Raw genomic sequence first — 17,927 nt, 5'->3', positions numbered from 1 at the left:
GCTGCGGCGAATCGAAGCGCAGAGCTCGGGGGGTTCGTCGAAGCCGTTTGATGTGAGATTCCATTGGCTTTTGCGACCTCACGAACCGCTCTTGCCCTCGCTATTGAGAGCCAGCGCAGAACGGATGCAATCAAGCAAAATCTGTTCGCCAAACGGTTTTGTCAGGCAGCCGACGATGTCCGGGCCCAACGCAGACACGCGCACATTCTTTTCCGGAAAGGCGGTGATCAGAACAGTCGGGATGCTCTTGCCCAGCGCGACCAGCCGGCGGTGCAGATCGAGCCCGCTCATTCCCGGCATATTGACGTCCGTCACGAGGCAGGCCGTGCGGCGGATATGAGGGAATCTCAAGAAGTCATCCGCGGATGAAAAGGTCTCGGCATCAAATCCCATCGACCTCATGAGCCCCTTGATAGCCTCCCGCATCGACTCGTCGTCGTCGACGATCGCAATCAGAGGTCTCTTGGTTGGCACGGCCGCCTCCCAACTTCGCCGATCAGCATCATCCCAATTAGCGTCGGGGCGCGCTCGACTGGACGAATTTAATATTGAACGGAGACAAAGGCGGCGCAAGCTATACGATCGTATAGAGAAGACTTGCGGCAACGAGCGGGGCATCTGCCCAAAAAGTGGCCGTGTCCCAATCACTCGGCACAGCGTCGCAAATACTTGAGATTCGCTTGCCTCGCGCCGCCCGATGCTTGCCGCACCCACCGTGCCCTTTTGACGGTGGACGCAGCCATGTGGCGCATCGGCACGCCATGGCGGACTCCAGGACGCGCCAGCGCTTTTGGGGACCGCCCGCATCTAGTCTTGTGGCCGAGGTAATTATCGCGCATTCTGGCGTACGAAGAAATTCCGTTTCATCACTAGCGAAGGAGAGAGGAGGAGTGTTCTCATCGCATGACTGGCGCTCTGCTGGTTGGGCTTCGCCCTCTGCTGCAGTGGGGGTGGATAGTATATATCCCAAGACGTCGATTCACCTTGAGGGCTCTGACGATTGACCGAGGCGCCAGCAACCATCATTGTCATCGATGATGACCCGGAAATCCGCGAGGCGCTTGGCAGTCTGCTGCGTTCCGTCGGCTTTGCCGTCAATCTCCTCGCTTCGGTGGGCGACTTCCTCAGGTCTGGGCGACCCAGCGGACCAACCTGTCTCGTGCTCGATGTCCGGCTTCCGGGGCAAAGCGGCCTTGATTTTCAGCTCGAGCTGTCGCGGGAAAATATTCAGCTGCCGATCGTCTTCATCACCGGGCACGGCGACATTCCCATGTCTGTCAAGGCGATGAAAGGGGGCGCGGTCGAGTTCCTGACGAAACCGTTCCGAGACCAGGATCTGCTCGACGCCGTTCACGTCGGCCTGGCGCGCGACCGCGCCTGGCTTGAAAATGAAAAGGCATTGGCGACGGTGCGAGCGCGTTTCGATAGCCTGACCCCGCGGGAGCGCGAGGTGATGGCATTGGTGGTAACCGGAAGGCCCAACAAGCAGATTGCCGGCGATCTAGGCGTGAGCGAGATTACCGTGAAAGTTCACCGCAGCCAGGTCACGCAGAAGATGGGCACCAGATCCCTGCCCGAACTTGCGCGTATGGCCGATAAGCTGATGCTCGCTCCGGGAAAGCCACAAACGCAGATATAAGGTCTTGGCCGCGCGTATAGGTCATCTCCTCCTCATTGGTAATCGATTCTTCCTGGTGGCCAATAGCCCCGGCGGGAGCCCTGCCGTATGGTGAGCGTTCCTTTTCTCCCCTCCTCCCAGAGGCCGGATCGCCACCGATCGGCCCGCCTTGGCCTCCCACCCCGCGGGAGGCTTTCTTTTTGGCCTCGGTCCCGGCAAGACACTTTCGACTCCAACACCGGCAACGGTTCGCAACTGACGGCACGTTCATCCGCGCTGGAGTACCTCAGACCATCGCCCCAGTCATTAGCGGGGCGCAGGATGACTTCGCCGACATGACCCGCCGGGCAGAAGTTCGCCGATGGGTATTCCAAAGTATCGCAAAGACGAAACCACGGTATAATTTCCCATCGTCCCGTCTATCGCTAGAGTCTATTCGTTGCCTCGGGAGATAGGTGGCGAATCCCCCCGATGCTACCACCAAGCTTCGGCGCTCCCTCCATCCGGAGCTCTGCGGGTCCACGACCCGCCCGACCGCCCAGCAGCCGCTGGGCGGTCCTTCGTATAGGTGGACCACGTATCGAACGGGCGGGCGATGGCCGCTCGTTGTTGGGACGATCAGGCGAGATGTGATAAGGTGGGGGAGTGGTCGCGGTTCGTCATATATGCTCACCCTGGCCAAATTGACTGGAAGGATCTCCGAAGCGAAAGTGGCGGTGCCAGATGCGCCACTCGAGATGACGAAGTCGGCAAGCAGGCACATGTTCTTTCTTCGGCGTTGGTGGAGATGGGAGTTTGGAGGTTCTTTGGGAGGACGGTGATCGCGTGTTCCACCGGGAATGGCGCCGGGGTACCGACGGCAAGCTGAACCCGGTGCTGGTCGTCCTTTCGGCCCTCGAGTACCCGACACCTTCAAGCTTAGGCCACCTCGACCATGAATATGGATTGAAGGACGAACTTGATGGTGCATGGGCGGCGCGACCGCTTGAGTTGGTGCGCGAAGGCGGCCGGACCATGCTGGTGCTCGAAGACGCGGGCAGCGAGCCGCTCGCCCGGCTGCTCGGGACGGCAATGGAAACGGAGCTTTTCTTGCGCCTCGCGATCGGCATCGCCGCTGCGCTCGGCAAGGTCCACCAACGCGGTCTCGTCCACAAGGACATCAAACCCGCCAATATCCTGGTAGCGGGCACGGGCGTCGAGGTGCGGCTAACCGGCTTCGGAATCGCCTCGCGCCTCTCCCGCGAGCGGCAGGCCCTCGAGCCGCCCGAAGTGGTCGCCGGAACGCTTGCCTACATGGCCCCAGAACAGACCGGGCGCATGAACCGCTCGATCGATTCCCGCAGCGACCTTTATGCGCTCGGCGTGACGCTCTACGAAATGCTTACCGGGAGCCTGCCCTTTTCCGCCTCCGATCCGATGGAATGGGTCCATTGCCATGTCGCACGGCAGCCGACACCGCCCAACGAGAGGGTGGTGAATGTTTCACCGGCGGTCTCGGCCATCGTCATGAAGCTGCTCGCTAAGACGGCCGAGGAACGATACCAGACGGCAGGCGGCGTCGAGCACGATCTGAGCCGCTGTCTCAGCCAATGGGAAATGCAGTGCCCGACTGACGCATTCCCGCTCGGCGAACGCGATATCCCCGACCGCCTGCTGATTCCCGAGAAGCTCTACGGGCGGGACGACGAGGTCGAGACCTTGCTCACCGCCTTCGAACGCGTGGTGTCGAGCGGGGCGCCGGAGTTGGTGTTGGTCTCTGGCTATTCCGGCATCGGCAAGTCGGCGGTGGTCAATGAACTCCACAAAGTTCTGGTGCCGCCGCACGGCCTGTTCGCGTCCGGCAAGTTCGATCAGTACAAGCGCGACATTCCGTATGCGACCCTGGCACAGGCGTTCCAAAGCCTTATCCGAGGACTTCTCGCGAAGAGCGACGCCGATCTGGCACCCTGGCGCGAGACGCTGATAGAGACTCTGGGACCGAACGGACGGCTGATGGTCGATCTCGTCCCCGAACTGAAGCTCATCATCGGCGACCAGCCGCCGGTGGCTGACCTTCCGCCATCGGAGGCGCAACGGCGATTTGAGCTCGTACTGCGGCGGTTCATTGGTGTCTTCGCCCAGCCGGAGCATCCGCTGGCACTGTTCCTGGATGACCTGCAGTGGCTTGACACAGCGACGCTCGATCTGCTGGAAGATCTCTTGACCCGGCCGGATCTACAATACCTGATGCTGGTTGGTGCCTATCGCGACAACGAAATAACCGCCGCCCATCCGCTGATGCGGAAACTTCACGCGATCAAAAGCGCCGGCGGCAAGGTCGCGGAGATCACGCTTGCGCCGCTTACCAAAGGCTGTCTCCAGCACTTGATCGCGGATGCGCTCTACTGTCAGCCCGACCGTGCAGACCCGCTCGTGCAAATGATGCACGACAAGACTGGCGGCAATCCGTTCTTCGTCCGTCAGTTTCTATTTTCGCTCGCCGAAGAGGGAATGCTCACCTTCGATCATGACGCGGCATGCTGGTCCTGGGATCTCGAGCGCATTCACGCCAAGGGATACACCGACAACGTCGTGCACCTTATGGTCGGCAAGCTCGCGCGCCAGCCACTCGAAACGCGGGAGGCGTTGCAGCAGTTGGCCTGTCTTGGAAACATCGCTGATACCACGATGCTTTCACTCGTCCTCGGGATCCCGGAAGAGCAAGTCGCCGGGGCCTTGTGGCCCGCCGTCGCTCATGAGCTACTCGAGCGGCTGCCGGACGCCTACCGGTTCGTCCACGATCGCGTTCAGGAGGCCGCCTATTCGCTGATCCCGGAGGAGCGACGCGGCGAGTTGCACCTACGCATAGGCAGACTGCTTGCGGCGAACACCGCGCCGGGGTTGATCGACGATTATGTTTTCGAGATTGTCAGCCAGCTCAATCGGGGAGCCGCACTGATCAAGTCAACCGAGGAGCGCGAGCAACTGGCCGAGTTCAATCTGCTGGCTGGCAAGCGCGCCGAGGCGTCGACGGCATACGCCTCTGCGCTCAACTATTTTGTCGCCGGCACGAAGCTGCTGCCCGAAGACGCCTGGGAGCGCCGGCCCAATCTGACCTTCGCGCTTGAGCTGAACCGAGCCGAATGCGAGTTCCACCTGGGCGCGCTGCCGGACGCGGAGGAGCGGCTGGCTCAGCTTTCCAATCATGCTCTCTGCTGCGACGACCAGGCTGCTGTCGCCGGCCTGCGCATCGATCTCTATGCGGCGCTCGGTCAGACCAATCGATCCGCGGCGGTCGGTCTCGACTATCTCAGGCAGCATCTCGCCATTGACTGGTCGCCGCATCCGGCCGACGAGGAGGTGCAGCGAGAATATGACCGGATATGGTCGGGGCTCGGGAGCCACGCCATCGAGGAGCTCATTGATCTTCCGTTGATGAGCGACCCAGCATCCTCCGCGACCCTGGATATTCTCACGCGGCTCGTTGGGGCGGTATGGCATACGGATGCGAATCTGGCCTGCATGGCAATCTGCCTAGCTGTGAACCTGAGCCTCGAGCGGGGTAACAGCGACGGCTCCTGCTACCATTATGTGTCGCTTGGCTACATTGCCGGGCCGCGCTTCGGCGACTATGAGGCCGGATTTCGGTTCGGTCAGCTAGGCTGCCATCTCGTCGAAAAGCACGACCTGAACCGCTTTCAGGCCAGGACTTACAAAGACTTCGGGGCTCACGTCATACCGTGGACGAGACATGTCCGGACCGGCCGCGACATCTTGCGGCGCGCGCTTGACATCGCCAACCAGAGCGGCGACCTCACGTTCGCCGGATACAGCCATGTTAGTTTGAACTCGAACCTGCTGGCGGCTGGCGATCCGCTTATCGACGTGCAACAGCAAGCAGAGATTGGCCTCGCGTTCGCGCGCGAGGTGCGGTTCCAGTTCGTTGAAGACCTCGCCAGCGCGCAGCTCGGACTCGTCCGGACACTGCGCGGGTTGACACGGAAATTCGGCTCCTTTGACGACGACGGATTTGACGAAGGTGAGATCGAACGCCGGTTTTCCGAAAATCCGAATCTTGCGGAAACCTGCTACTTCGTCAGAAAACTGCAGGCGCGGTTCTTCGCGGGCGACCATGAGGCGGCCGTGGATGCCTCATTGCGGGCACAGAGACTGCCATGGACATCGGTGTCGCATTTCGAAGAAACGCCGGAGCATCATTTCTACGGCGCCTTGGCGCGCGCCGCATGCTGCGACTCTGCCGCAGCTGACCAGCGGGCCTGGCATACGGAGGCGCTGCTCGCCCACCACCGACAGCTTGAAATCTACGCGAAGAATTGCCCGGAGAACTTCGAGAACCGAGCCGGGCTGGTCGGCGCCGAGATAGCACGCCTTGAAGGCCGCGATATCGACGCGGCGCGCCTTTACGAACAAGCTATCCGCTCGGCGCGCGCAAACGGCTTCGTTCATCATGAAGCCCTCGCATATGAACTCGCCGCCCGCTTTTATGCGCGAGGAGGCTTCGAGGACTTCACTCGTCTTTATCTCCGCAACGCGCGTGGCTGCTATCTGCGCTGGGGTGCCGACGGCAAGGTGCGGCAACTCGACCAACTCTATCCCGACCTGAGAGGGGAAGAACGTGCTCCCGCTCCAACGAGCACTATTGGTGCACCGGTCGAACAACTCGATCTCGCGACCGTTATCAAAATCTCGCAAGCCGTGTCGGGCGAGATTGTTCTTCAAAAGCTGATCGACACGGTCTTGCGCACAGCCGTTGAGCAGGCGGGCGCCGAGCGCGGCTTGTTGATCCTGCCGCGTGGCGGTGAGTCACGGATCACCGCGGAGGCCACGACGGGCGGCGAAACGGTGGTGGTGCGGATGCGTGACGAGATCGTGACAGGGACAACCCTGCCGCAATCGCTCCTTCATTATGTCTTGCGCACAAACGAAAGCGTCGTACTCGACGACGCCATGGCTCAGAATCCATTCTCCGCGGACCCTTACATTTGTCACCACCGTGCTCGTTCCATTCTCTGTGTTCCGTTGCTCAATCAGGGCCAACTTGCCGGGGTACTCTATCTTGAGAATAACCTCGCCCCTCGGGTCTTCGCGCCGACCCGGATCGTAGTGCTGAAGCTGCTCGCCTCTCAGGCAGCGATCTCACTGGAGAATACCCGGCTGTACCGCGATCTCGATGAACGCGAAGCCAAGATCAGTCGCCTCGTCAAGGCCAACATCATCGGGATCGTCATCTGGGATATCGAAGGTCGCATCCTTGAGGCCAACGACGCGTTCCTCCGCATGGTGGGATACGACCGAGAGGATCTTGCCTCGGGTCGGCTATGCTGGACGGACCTGACGCCGGCCGAATGGCGCGACCGCGATGCTCGGAACGTCGCGGAGTTAAAGACGATCGGGTCGGTCCAACCGTTCGAGAAGGAGTACTTTCGGAAAGACGGCAGCCGTCTACCCGTGCTGATGGGCGGTGCTCTTTTAGAAGAAAGCAGGAACGAAGGTGTCTCCTTCGTCCTCGATTTGACGGAGCGCCGGCAGGCCGAAGAGGCGTTACGGGAGAGCGAGGAGGCCTTGCGCGAAGCGCTGGTGCAACTGGCCCACGCAAACCGCGTCGCCACGATGGGGCAGCTCACAGCCTCCATCGCCCATGAAGTCAATCAGCCGCTCGCCGCGTCGCTCACCAACGCCCAGGCGGCCTTGCGCTGGCTCGCTACCCGTCCGCCGAACATGGAGGAGGTGACTCAGGCGCTCGACCGGATTGTCGAGAACGCCAATCGAGCCGGCGATGTCATTGGCCGGATCCGTGCCTTGGTCAAGAAGGAACCCACTCGCAAGGGGCAATTCGACCTCAACGAGGCCATTCGTCACGTGATTGCCTTGACCGGCAATGAAGTGCTCCGACAAGGCGTCACGCTGCGGACCCAATTCGCGACGAGCCTCCCATCCGTGGAAGGAGATCGCGTCCAGCTGCAACAGGTGATCCTAAACCTGATCATGAACGCCATCGAGGCGATGATCGGCCTTAATGAGGAAGAGCGCGAGTTGCTGATCAGCACGGGGACAGAGGCCTCGGGAGATGTGGTCGTCGGGGTGCGCGACTCGGGTCCGGGCCTTGACCCACAAAGTATGGACTGCATTTTCGAGGCCTTCTACACCACCAAATCCAGCGGCATGGGTATGGGCCTGGCGATCTCCCGTTCGATCATCGAGGCTCATGGCGGTCGGATGTGGGCCACCGCTAATGGCCCTCGTGGGGCGGCGTTTCTGTTCACCCTGCCTCTAGAACGAGACGAAACCCCTGGCGCAACCCATGCCGACCAAATCGCGATGTTTGGAAAATAGGGCCAACGACTGGCTGAAGCTCACGCAGGCAGTGCTCTCCGCGAAGTGTGAAGGCCGTCGGCGGGCCTCTCCTCTCCCTCGCGAGACGACTGAGGTGCTGCCGAAGTTGAATTCACCTTCACGGCGCGGTCTTCAGGCCAATGGAGGCAGCAGTGGCGAAAGCAACAAGCGCATCGCATCGCACGAAATCTTGCGGCAGTAAGCTGAACGCGACGGACAGCACCACCATGTCCACACCAGCAAAACGGTAGGCCCCAAGCTCGATGGTCCTCGGGTACGGACCCAAAAACCCCTTCCAAGACGCGGATCGCTTGGGCTTACTGCATGGTCGCGGAACTCTCTGAAGGGCAAAGATTCTCGAGGTCCTCCACAAGACGGACAAGCCCGAGGGAGTAGCACCAAAGATCGAACCGCGTCCCAGTCACATATAGGGTAAAGACAGATCTCCAGGCGTGCAAAGCTTGTCCCCAGGGAGGCGTGATTGCTTGGCTTGGCTTCGTGGAAAAAGTCATCAAATGAGCCTCAAAGGCCGTATTCGGCCATGATGCACCATCTGGCGGCATCGAGAGCGGAGAGGTCAGAACCCAGGGCCCAGCTTTCCCTTGTGCGCTGGGAAACAGCGTCAACGGGACCAGCTCGATTTCGATTCGGTTGAGTTCATATGTCATGGTGCCAATCCTCGGAAGAACGCAAAGAACGACGCAAACGGTGCGACCCGTGGGCTCGCCGGCGGTGGAGCCGCCGTCCGGAATGTCCTTGATTCAGGTACCCCGCTGAACTCCCGTGAGCTTGACGAAATGGCCGCGCGGGAGAATGTACCCTGACCATAGCAGGACGCTGCCCGACCTGCCATTGATCGGAGGTTAGGATCGGGTAGCAAACAGGAGGGGATGACTTATACGGTGGTTTAGGAGGCCTTGCTCGAGGCCGGCAGCGTGGTGGCTCTGCTGAAAAGTCGACCGTCACCCGCTTCGCGATGAGATGCCCTCGGCAAAGACAGACGACCATGACGCCGATATCGCGCTCCTTTTCCGAGGGCAACATCCTCGAAAACGACTGGTTGAGCCTGGGATGGCTCCCCAGCTCCCGCTTGTCTGCTGCGGCCGTATAATTTCCGCATACACAAGTATGATGGTTTGACCTGTGCACTTTGTTTTAACGTTGCTCGCAAGTGCAGGCTTCGCCACGCTGCTCATCCTCGCACCGGGGTCGCTAGCCATTCACAGAAACGTTGGAACTATGGCCAGTTTTCAGGTTCAAAACCCTTAGGGAAGGACGCAGAATGCCGACGGTATCTCCGACTCCGATCACGCCTCGAGACGAGCGCCTAGTCACCGCCCGCGAGGCGCTTGAACCCCTCTACGAAAGACTGGCGCTGCGCACCGAATCCACCTTGCTTTCGGCGGCAATGGCAGCCGGATGGCCCGCCGAGGAAGCAACGCGGGCGCTGGCCGCCCTTAGATTGCAAGATGCCCTCAGTATTCTTTGCCGAGCGAATGGAGGTCCACACATATCGATGCACAGCCCAACGGCCGAATGAAATGGCAGTCCTGCGGAAGTCGCGCCCGCCATTGCGTCCGCCCTCCGATGGCTCGCCATGGTCTTCACCTGAGTCATCCTTGGCGCGAAAGCTCTTCATCGAGGCCGCGGTAACTGGAAGCACGAGCTGGGAAGGACTGTAGGAAGCGGCGGCAAGCGCATGGTGGATAAACCAGCGATGCAAGCGGCCGTTATACGAATAGATAGCATGCCTGATTCCAACGCATCTCTTCATTATCGGGTACAAGAATGCTCTACTGTGAGCGCCTTCTTGAAGGCAACGAGCGGCCTAACTCTTCGTGGTGCAAGAGTTCATTTGCCACCCGCTAAGTGCGAGCCCTCTTCCTGATGAGCCGCCGACTAGTGTCACGAGCCTCGCAGATGTCCAAGAGACGCCCGGCAGCCATGTCTGAACGACCGCTCACAATTGACGAAAGTCGTTACCACACGGAGGCCGTTCACGATGGCAGCACAAAGATACAGCCGTTGCAAGAACCTCAACATTTACTGGACGGTGTTCGATAAAGTCATCGGACAGGCTGCCATCATCGATGGGTTTGTCATGGACATGCTCACCGCCGAGGAGGCCAATAAATTGGTCGATCTGCTAAACCGTGGCAGCCAAGTGAGCCACTGGTGTTTTGCCGAACGGTTTTAGGAGCAACCGGTGATCCAGCGCCACATCGACCGAGCTCCTCCAGCCGGTCGCGGATTTCACGGGCGGCTTCGACGACAGTCGAGAACTCGACATCAGGTCCAGGACCGAGGTCGAACACCTGACGGCCAGGCACTTCCAGCTGACCAGCTCACAAGTCCAGGGAGGCAGCTCAACGCCGCCGGTCTGGGCCGGCGGCCGCGCAGCAATGCATTCCCACTATCGATCCGGACCGCTCCATCGTTCTGCACGATGTGAGCAATGATCCCGCCAGCTTGGGGCAGCCGCCCCGCCGAGTGGATGAAGGCAGGATCGCGCTCGGCGAGCGCGATCCTGTCTAGTAGTTTGACGGGGAGCCGGACCTCAACCGGCGCCTTGTCAAGGGTGCGTCCTCTGCCGCAGCTGGAATGGCTACAAACATAGCGGAGTGTCGGGATCGATCAGATCCGGGCGCCACCCGTCGCATCAATCATCTGGCCCGTCGTCCAACGCGCATCGTTCGATGCGAGGAAGGCGATGACGTCGGCGACGTCCTCCGCCTGTCCGACACGTGAAAAGACCGAGAGGGCTTCGGCGCCGGCGCGCGCATCCGGCGATGCCAGCCACTCGGCATTCATATCCGTCTCCGTTACGCCCGGCAGCACGGCATTGACCGTAATCCCGCGAGCTGCAAATTCAGGTGCCAGCGCCAGTGTCAATGTCTCCAGCGCCCCCTTGGAGGCCGCATAGGCGGGATGGGTCGGCGCCGCGATCCGCGTAAACCCAGTGGAGACATTGATGACGCGGCCGTTGTCACGAATGTGATCGGCCACTGCCTGGATCAGGAAGAACGGCGCCTTGTAGTTAATCGTCATCACCTCATCGAAAGCAGCTTCGCTCGTCTGCTTCAACGGCAGTGCCGGCGCAATGCCTGCATTGTTCACCAGAATATCAAGAGCGGACGAGCCCGTCTCGGTACGCGCGGCTTCGCTGAACTGCGCCCAGAGACTGTCGGCCGCCTCCTTGCCCTGTCTCAGATCAGCTTTGACACCGACAGCCTTGACACCAAGCGCCTCGATGTCGCGTACGGTGGCCTTGGCCGCATCCCCGTTGGCGGTGTAGTGCACGCCAATCAGTGCGGCACCCTCCCTCGCAAACGCAAGAGCAACCGCCCGGCCGATACCGCGCGAACTTCCTGTGATAAGGGCTATCTTGTTTGCTAGTCTTTGGGACATGGGGTCACTCCGTTGCTAAATTAAGTAGTGATCGCTATCATAAGCGGTGAAGCTCGCCTGTCAACAATTTAATAGGGATTGCTATTTTAATGACGGATCCAGTCCGCAAACGAGGCAGACCACGCGTGCTTGATCGCGACGTCGGGCTCGACATCGCGGCACGCTTGTTCTGGGAACGCGGCTACGAAGGAACCTCGACGGCCGACCTCACGAAGGCCATGGGGATCAATCCGCCGACTCTCTATTCGATGTTCGGCTCAAAGGAGGAATTATACCGTCAGTCGCTCGACTTCAGCATTGCCCGTGAAAACAGCCGCCGGTTAGAAATCTTAGCGTCCAACCTTCCGGTTCACAAAGCCCTAAGCCTCTACCTTTACGACATCGCTGATGGTGACACCCAGCCGGACAAGCCGCGAGGTTGCATGGTCTCGACGGCGGTCCTGCAGCACGCGGAAGAGAATGCGTCAGTGGCGCGGATGACGGCGGCATTGCGCGAGACCTCGATGCAGACACTCAAAGCCCGGTTTGACCGGGCCGTCGAGGAAGGCGAACTGCCGGCGCAAACCGATACCGATACGCTCGCGCGCTTCTATGGTGCGATTATCCAGGGCATGTCCGCACAGGCCTGCGATGGCGCCTGCAATGCGCGGCTGAAGCGGATGATCGACATCGCACTCACGGCCTGGCCCGGGAAGCGTAGCACCTAACGAGCGCTGGCAACTCGGCGAGCATCGTCTGATACATGAGATCGACGGACTTCATAAGCTCGACTCCGGCGTTATACTGTTCTTCAAAAACAGTATAACGGTCGAGAGCATAGGTCACATCCATCCTGCAAAAGATCATCGACCTGGCCACCACCGGCCAGTTCACGATACCGATCAGCCGCACCGCCCCTTTATCCGAGGCGATTTCCCTGATCGGAGACCTCGAAGCCGGCAACCGGCTTCCAGGAAAATCCGTAATCGTGATGGGGTGACGAGGGGCACGAGTATGATGCGCGATGATAACCGTCTCGGGTTTGGAATGTTAAAACGGCAAGAAACCGCTCAGAACTGCCAATCGACGAGCTGCTCTCCGCCAGACACCTCAAGCACAGTGCCTGTAACGTAGGGGTTGGTCATCAAAAACACCGCAGCGTGCCCCACGTCGGCCGGTTGACCGATCCGGCGCGCTGGGAAATTGGCGCGCACCTTTTCGCGGACATCAGCGGCGTCTGTCGCGGAAAGGAAGTTCCAAAGGTCGGTATCGATGAACCCAGGCCGAATGACGTTTACCCTGATTGGGCCAAGTTCGAGCGCCAGCGAGCGCGCGAGTGCCTCCACTGCGGCAAAAGTCGATGTGACGCTCGTCATGCCGAACTTCGAACGGGCCGCGATCCCTCCGGTCATAAAGGTGATCGACCCGTTAGAGGAGAGTTTTGGTACAGCATAGCGCGCACATGCCCAGGAGCCGAGAAACTTGCTATTGCCGTAGCTGCGCGCCCCTCGCATGTCTTCGTCCATGAATGCACCCCAGCTGCCATCGGTTGGCCCCGCAGCGACAAGCAAATGATCCAGATTGCCAATAGCATCGAAGGAAGCCCGAACGTCGTCCTCATCGCTAATGTCGAGCACTAGCTGCTCGAAGGGCGCCAGCTCTGGATGGTCTGCTGAAGAAACCGAGCGCCGGCTGGCGACCGTTACGCTCGCTCCCGCCGCGTGAGCGGCCTGAGCGATGCCGAGCCCTATCCCTGTTTTGCCGCCGACGACGACCACACGTTTTCCAGTGAGATCATATGAAGGTGATTGCGCACGCTTCAGCTCGTTCTGTGCCGTTGCCATGATAGCTTCCTTGAGTGTGTTTGTCTGAATGAGCTATGCGATCTGTCTAAGCACACCGCCATCAACGCGCATGGAGGCCCCGGTTGTTCCGGATGCCTGCTCCGAGCATATGTAGACGACCATGTTGGCCACCTCCTCCGTGCTCGTGAACCGATTGATGAGCGTTGTCGGGCGCATGGCCTTCAGGAATTGCTGTTCCGCCTCTTCCTGGGTGATGCCCTGTTCCCGAGCCGTTCCCGCCATCCAGTTCGCCATGATTTCAGAGTTCGTCGGACCAGGAAGCACCGAATTGACCGTCACGCCCGTCCCCGCAACCGTCTCAGCCAAACCTCGCGAGATCGCCAACTGCGCCGTCTTGGTCATGCCGTAGTCGATCATATCCCTTGGGATTGCGAGTGCGGATTCGCTGCTGATGAACACAACACGCCCCCAGCCCCGCGCGGTCATCCTCGGCAGGTAATGGCGCGCTGCACGAACGCCACTCATGACGTTGAGCTGAAACAGGCTCAGCCAGTCTTCATCGGTAAGATCGGAGAAGGGTTTGGGATTGGCTGTGCCTGCGTTGTTGATAAGAATGTCGGCATCGGGCGCCTGGGCTGCAAGAACCGCGCTGCCTTCCTTGGTGGCCAGATCCGCAACGACGCCGGTGATCTCGATGTCTGGGAAGAGCGCCTTGACTTCAACCACCGCTGTGGAGACCCGGCCCTCGCTACGGCCATTGATAACCACGGATGCGCCGGCCCGCGCCAAGCCCTGTGCGATCGCCCGACCAATGCCGGCGGTGGATCCGGTGACGACTGCTTTGCGACCTTCAAGTGAAATGTTCATGATCGTGTTCTCGATGAATTGTGACGATCACTGTTTGTAGCGCATGGCGAAAATAACGATAATACGGACGAGAGGCATGAAATTGATGCGATATTGGAATAAATAGCAGCGAGCTTAAAGTGCGGATCTCACACTCCGGCGCTTGTTACCGAAGGTCACCAACGCGTTCAAATGCCGCTAGATCCGCCCTTCGAGCGACGCGGCGAGGAAGTCTGTCACGTGCCGAACCCGCGCAGAAACCAGCCGACGCTTCGGCCAGACAAAGCTGATGTCCCTTGTGCCCTGAACATATTCGCCGAGGATCGTCACGACGTCAGGATGCGAGAGCTCTTCGACGAGCGATGCCTTGGTGAACATGCCGATCCCGACGCCTGCAAGCACACCCGCACGGATCGTCTCGATGCTGTTGGAGGTGAGGTTGCCGCGCACTGCGACGCTGAAGTGACCTTCTTGACCGACGAATGGCCAATTCGCCGACTCCTTGAAGCCGCCGTAGACGAGGCAGTTGTGATCTGCAAGCTCGGCAGGCTTTGTGGGAATACCATGCTTTTCGAAATACTGGCGAGATCCGACGCATACGAGAGGAGTCTTTGCCACCCGTCTGACGACGGCATCGGGCTCTTCGACAGACCCCACTCTTATCACCAAATCGACCCGATCCTCGACCATGTCCCGCATGAGATCCGATAGAACCAGATCCACTTCGAGCTCGGGAAATCTGGACAGCAGATCCGGAATGATTGGCAGGATATGAAGTCGACCGAGAGTGGTGGGGACAGCAATGCGTATCGACCCCGACATGTCGACCGCGCTGCCTATGACCTCGCGATTGGCGTCGTCGATCTCCTCGAGCAACGGCTTCATCCTGTCGAAGTATCTTTGCCCCTGATCCGTCAAGGTGACGTTTCGGGTGCTGCGATTGAAGAGTGCGACGCCCAGACGGTTTTCGAGCGCACCGATCGCTTTGCTGACCGCCGGCTGTGACGTGCCGGTTCTGCGGGCGGCCGCCGTAAAGCCGCCCGTCTCAACGACCGCAAGGAACGCCTTGAGCTCGGAAAGCCGGTCCATCTTATGCCTTTACGGTATGGAAGGCTGGGAGTTTTCCGGCCATTCCTGCACATACTTTTACACACATGTATCATCCCTCCCAGCGCCGTTCGACGATGATGCTTGCTTCGGCAGTTCCGTTACGAGTGCATCTATGGCCGCCCGCACCCGGGTTGGCAGGTGAGCGCCATCCGGCCACAAAGCCCAGACCTCGGATACATAGGGAGGCATCTGCCGCATCACAGGCACGAGCTCACCGGTCTCGACCCGTTTCTTGACGAGCCAGAACGGCAGCCACGCTAGTCCGAAACCCTCTGTCGCGGCGTCTGCTATGGCGTCGATGTCGTCAAACCGGAGCCGGGAGACAGGATTGAATTCATGGACGACACCTTCTACCTCGAGCGTCCAGGACTGCACCCGCCCCGCGCGGGAATACGTGACCGTGTCATGGGCGTCGAGCTCTGAGATAGCTTCCGGAACGCCTTGCCTTTCGAGGTAGCCCGGCGCGGCGTAAAGCATCGTCTCCTCATGGCCGACCCGACGGATGCGCGTGCCCGCGGCATTGCCCGGCGAACCGTTTCGTATCGCGAGGTCGAAGCCGTCTTCCAGGAGATCGACTTTACGATCGCTGAAGCTGAGTTCCAGCTCAAGGCCGGGGTTTTCTCTGGCAAGCCTGGTCAGGATGGGAGCGACACACATTCGACCGAAGAGAACAGGCATAGACACCCGAAGCTTGCCCCGCGGCGCGCTCGATCCCGAATCCAGCGCGGCCTCGACGGCACGAAGTTCGGCCATCGCCCGCTGGCAGTGCTCGTAAAAGAGCTGTCCGTCCGCCGTGACGCTCTGATGACGGGTGGTTCGGTCGAACAGCCGGACATTTAGACCTGCTTCGAGGCGGGCGACCGCCCTTCCGACCGAAGAGCGTGACAGGTTCAGCCGTCGCCCAGCTTCGGAAAAGCCTCCGGTATCGACGGCACAGACGAAAACGGGGATGTCGCTCATGGAGATCGTCATAAAGTCATTGTAGCATCTTACGCATCAGAGTCGAGCCGAAACGGCGCGACTGGTGCGCTGTTCGAGGTGCTACCTTCTCGTCATCAAAAATCGGAAGGATTAAATCCATGCAAAACCTCATGAAGCGTTGGGAACTATCGGCCTTCAGCCGTGACGGACTGAGCCTTGAACAAGTGCCAGTCCCAATAGTCGGGGCAGACGAGGTGCTCGTCAGGGTCAATGCGGTCGCACTCAATTATCGCGACCAGGACGTTATTGCCGGGCGCATGGGCGCGTTCAACCTGCCAATGACCATTGGCTCCGACATGTCTGGTACGGTTGTCGAGGTGGGCAAGTCTGTTGAAAAGTTCGCGGTCGGAAACCGGGTGATCTCGACATTCTTTCCGGACTGGAAAGATGGTCGTCCTCTCGGGTCCGGTCGACATCCAAACTACCAATCCCTTGGCGGTCACTATCCGGGCGTCTTGAGCGAATACGTCTCTTTTCCGGCGGCATGGCTGACGAAAGGCCCATCATCACTCGACGAGCTCGGGGCCAGCACGCTTCCTTGCGCGGGGCTCACCGCCTGGTACGCGCTCGTCGAACTCGGCCGGGTCGAGAAGGGCCAGACCGTCCTGATTGAGGGAACGGGCGGCGTCGCGATCTTCGGCGCGCAGATCGCCAAGGCAAAAGGTGCGACCGTGATCCTCGTTTCCGGAAGCGACGAGAAGCTCGAACGGGCGAAGGCACTCGGCCTTGCCGATTTCGTGATCAACCGAACTCGCGAGGACTGGGTCGGTAAAGTCTTCGACATCACGTCGGACCGCGGCGTCGACCATGTTCTCGAAATTGTTGGCGGCCCTCACCTCGCAAAGGCTCTCGAAGCAGTCGCGCCTGGTGGCCGCATATCGATGATCGGCGTTTTGGAAGGCGGGCAGTTATCTGCTTCCGTTGGCCCACTCCTTCTGAAAGGGCCTGTCATTCAGGGTATTGCCGTCGGTCATCAACGCGCGCAGGAAGAGCTTGTTAGGGCGATCGACGAATTGCAGATCAAGCCCATCGTCGACGCCCGCTATGGCCTATCGGATCTCCAGAAGGCTTTGGACCACCTCACCCGTGGTGCTTTCGGCAAGATCGTCGTCGACTTCGCTCTTTGATCGAACAACGGAAAAGGTGAACCATGTACCGTAGAGATTTCATGTCGACCACAGCGTTCTTCGGTGCCGCAGTAGCAGGCTGCGGCCCCGGATGGATGCCACCTTTGAAATCATCGCGCCCGTTAAACTCCTGCATTAGCGGGCTAACCTTTCCCCGATCGAAGGACTTCCTATGACGCAGGACGCTCACGAACTTCAGGCTATCAATACCCCTTGGCAGAACGCCATTCAGGAAATCCTGCGCATGGTCATCAGGGACATGTATCATGCCGGCAGTGAGAACAGGAATATCAAACGCATAGAGGAAGCTTCTGTCGACAGCAACTATACCGATTTGCGACTGCTTGGCACGGACGAATGGACGGAAGTGGTTGTCAAGGAAAGGGTGAGCAACTTCGTCACCACGCTCTTGACGTCCTTTACCTATGATCGTGCCTGAGTTCTTGCGTCGCAGGTGACGAATGCACCGGCAGGGAGGGCCCTTGCTCTGACTGGGAAAGGCGATTGAGGAGTTCATTGAAACGCTCGTCGGCCGCGATGGGCTGATGCTGAGGCAATGCATGGACTGCGCGAAGCACGGTCGAATCGAACGCAAGTCTTGCTACATGGTTCGCAATGTCAGTTGTCATGAGTAAAGTCGCCCTCTGCAGATACCACAGAAATGCGCGGGCGGGAGCTTGGTTCGAGGCCGCAGCGGTATTTCACGCTCGTCTGAGAGAT

The 17,927-nt window shown here is 59.8% G+C and carries 14 protein-coding genes; 7 read left to right on the top strand and 7 right to left on the bottom strand.

What is annotated here, in order from left to right; genetic code table 11:
• Positions 1-78: 78 nt before the first annotated feature.
• A complete protein-coding gene (locus AC2444_RS35200) occupies positions 79-474 on the bottom strand; it encodes a response regulator transcription factor (RefSeq protein WP_012760425.1) in 396 nt (131 codons plus the stop codon).
• A gap of 526 nt (positions 475-1,000) precedes the next feature.
• Here AC2444_RS35200 and AC2444_RS35195 point away from each other — a divergent pair.
• The 4 genes from AC2444_RS35195 to AC2444_RS35180 all read left to right on the top strand — a co-directional run bounded on the left by AC2444_RS35195 (position 1,001) and on the right by AC2444_RS35180 (position 10,148).
• Positions 1,001-1,639 carry a response regulator transcription factor gene (locus AC2444_RS35195; RefSeq protein ID WP_128450265.1) on the top strand — a complete coding sequence of 213 codons (639 nt, stop codon included), beginning with the start codon at positions 1,001-1,003 and terminating at the stop codon, positions 1,637-1,639.
• 774 nt (positions 1,640-2,413) lie between these two features.
• Complete coding sequence (locus AC2444_RS35190) at positions 2,414-7,951, top strand: ATP-binding sensor histidine kinase (protein ID WP_128450264.1); 5,538 nt, start codon at positions 2,414-2,416, stop codon at positions 7,949-7,951.
• A 1,282-nt stretch (positions 7,952-9,233) separates the two neighbouring features.
• On the top strand, positions 9,234-9,491 hold the full coding sequence (locus AC2444_RS35185) for a hypothetical protein (protein WP_128450262.1): 258 nt from the start codon (positions 9,234-9,236) through the stop codon (positions 9,489-9,491).
• A gap of 462 nt (positions 9,492-9,953) precedes the next feature.
• On the top strand, positions 9,954-10,148 hold the full coding sequence (locus AC2444_RS35180) for a hypothetical protein (protein ID WP_128450261.1): 195 nt from the start codon (positions 9,954-9,956) through the stop codon (positions 10,146-10,148).
• Here AC2444_RS35180 and AC2444_RS35175 read toward each other — a convergent pair.
• Together AC2444_RS35175 and AC2444_RS35170 are read right to left on the bottom strand one after the other, a co-directional pair.
• Complete coding sequence (locus AC2444_RS35175; RefSeq protein ID WP_409565917.1) at positions 10,063-10,266, bottom strand: hypothetical protein; 204 nt, start codon at positions 10,264-10,266, stop codon at positions 10,063-10,065. The two genes, AC2444_RS35180 and AC2444_RS35175, sit on opposite strands and share 86 nt — an antisense overlap.
• A 319-nt stretch (positions 10,267-10,585) precedes the next feature.
• The gene (locus AC2444_RS35170; protein ID WP_012760428.1) at positions 10,586-11,359 is read right to left on the bottom strand and encodes an SDR family oxidoreductase; all 774 of its coding nucleotides are present in this window, start codon (positions 11,357-11,359) and stop codon (positions 10,586-10,588) included.
• Positions 11,360-11,448: 89 nt separating this feature from the next.
• On the opposite strand from AC2444_RS35170, the gene AC2444_RS35165 reads away from it, so the two are divergent.
• On the top strand, positions 11,449-12,066 hold the full coding sequence (locus tag AC2444_RS35165) for a TetR/AcrR family transcriptional regulator (RefSeq protein ID WP_003555158.1): 618 nt from the start codon (positions 11,449-11,451) through the stop codon (positions 12,064-12,066).
• 342 nt (positions 12,067-12,408) lie between these two features.
• On the opposite strand, the gene AC2444_RS35160 is transcribed toward AC2444_RS35165, so the two are convergent.
• The 4 genes from AC2444_RS35160 to AC2444_RS35145 all read right to left on the bottom strand — a co-directional run bounded on the left by AC2444_RS35160 (position 12,409) and on the right by AC2444_RS35145 (position 16,071).
• Positions 12,409-13,182: an SDR family oxidoreductase gene (locus AC2444_RS35160; protein WP_128450260.1), complete on the bottom strand. Its 774-nt coding sequence runs from the start codon at positions 13,180-13,182 to the stop codon at positions 12,409-12,411.
• Between the two features lie 33 nt (positions 13,183-13,215).
• Positions 13,216-14,010, bottom strand: coding sequence for an SDR family NAD(P)-dependent oxidoreductase (locus AC2444_RS35155; RefSeq protein WP_128450259.1), 795 nt, complete (start codon positions 14,008-14,010; stop codon positions 13,216-13,218).
• 177 nt (positions 14,011-14,187) lie between these two features.
• Entirely contained in the window at positions 14,188-15,078 is an 891-nt protein-coding gene (locus AC2444_RS35150) for a LysR family transcriptional regulator (protein WP_128450258.1), read from the bottom strand.
• Between the two features lie 57 nt (positions 15,079-15,135).
• The gene (locus tag AC2444_RS35145) at positions 15,136-16,071 is read right to left on the bottom strand and encodes a LysR family transcriptional regulator (protein WP_017997363.1); all 936 of its coding nucleotides are present in this window, start codon (positions 16,069-16,071) and stop codon (positions 15,136-15,138) included.
• 107 nt (positions 16,072-16,178) lie between these two features.
• Here AC2444_RS35145 and AC2444_RS35140 point away from each other — a divergent pair, with 107 nt between their 5' ends.
• Entirely contained in the window at positions 16,179-17,207 is a 1,029-nt protein-coding gene (locus tag AC2444_RS35140; RefSeq protein WP_128450257.1) for a zinc-dependent alcohol dehydrogenase family protein, read from the top strand.
• A gap of 172 nt (positions 17,208-17,379) precedes the next feature.
• Positions 17,380-17,646 carry a hypothetical protein gene (locus AC2444_RS35135; protein WP_003555433.1) on the top strand — a complete coding sequence of 89 codons (267 nt, stop codon included), beginning with the start codon at positions 17,380-17,382 and terminating at the stop codon, positions 17,644-17,646.
• The last annotated feature ends 281 nt before the right edge of the window (positions 17,647-17,927 follow it).

The sequence above is a fragment of the Rhizobium sp. WSM1328 genome (genome assembly GCF_057653715.1).
Note: the sequence above shows the minus strand (reverse complement) of the source record. Positions and strands in the feature narration are given on the sequence as shown.